This is a genomic window from Stenotrophomonas sp. AGC87 (assembly GCF_057333975.1).
In genome coordinates this window covers 66464-67491 of sequence record NZ_JBHFHW010000042.1, presented here as the reverse complement: position 1 = coordinate 67491, position 1028 = coordinate 66464, and the positions used below count along the sequence as shown (strand labels likewise).

The following is a 1028-nucleotide window of genomic DNA, read 5'->3' as shown; positions in this document are numbered from 1 at the left end:
CCCCCCACTACCGGGAAGCTTTACGGGTTGCCGGCCAGCGGTCGGCACTACCCGGGTCAGAACGCTTCGGCTGCCTCGATGGTGTTCTGCATCAGGGTCGCCACGGTCATCGGCCCTACCCCGCCCGGGACCGGGGTGATCCAGCTGGCGCGCTGGGCGGCGGCCTCGAAGCCGACATCGCCGACCAGGCGGCCATCGTCCAAGCGGTTGATGCCCACGTCGATGACCACGGCGCCGGGCTTGACCCACTCCCCCGGGACGATGCCCGGGCGGCCGACGGCGACCACCAGGATGTCGGCGTTGCGCACCGACTGCTCCAGCACGTCCTTGGGGGTGAACTTGTGGCAGCTGGTGACGGTGCAGCCGGCAATCAGCAGCTCCAGGCCCATCGGGCGGCCGACGTGGTTGCTGACACCGACGATGGTGGCGTTGCGGCCGCGGACCGGCTGGTCGGTGTGGCCCAGCAGGGTGACGATGCCGCGCGGGGTGCACGGGCGCAGGCCGAACTCGCGCAGGGCCAGATGGCCGACGTTTTCCGGGTGGAAGCCGTCCACGTCCTTGCGCGGGTCGATACGGTGGATCAGGCGATTGGCATCCGGGATGCCCGGCAGCGGCAGCTGGACCAGGATGCCGTGGATCTTGGGATCGGCGTTGAGCTGATCGATCAGGGTCAGCAGCTCGGCCTCGGTGGTGCCGGCCGGCAGGTCGTAATCAAAGGCTTCGATGCCGACTTTCTCGGCCGCACGGCGCTTGTTGCGCACGTACACGGTCGAGGCCGGGTCGCCACCGACCAGCACCACGGCCAGGCCCGGACGGCTGCCACCGGCAGCCAGGCGGGCATCCACCCGGACCTTGAGGCTGTCCAGCAGGTCTTCGGCGATGCGGCGGCCGTCGAGAATGCGGGCGGAAGTAGCGGTGTCGGAAGTCGGTGAGCTCATCGAGGGCGGCAGGCGTGGGGGCGACGGTCGTCTATTGTCCCTGATTCGGCCTGCGGCGGACACCAGTAGTGGGGGGGGGGGGGGGGGGGG

Annotated in this window: 1 protein-coding gene; it reads right to left on the bottom strand. The window is 70.1% G+C overall.

Features of this window, described 5'->3' with window-relative positions:
- Nucleotides 1-56: 56 nt before the first annotated feature.
- Nucleotides 57-938, bottom strand: a complete 882-nt coding sequence (folD, locus tag ACE026_RS17490) for a bifunctional methylenetetrahydrofolate dehydrogenase/methenyltetrahydrofolate cyclohydrolase FolD (RefSeq protein ID WP_486040069.1) — start codon at nucleotides 936-938, stop codon at nucleotides 57-59.
- Nucleotides 939-1028 lie beyond the last annotated feature (90 nt).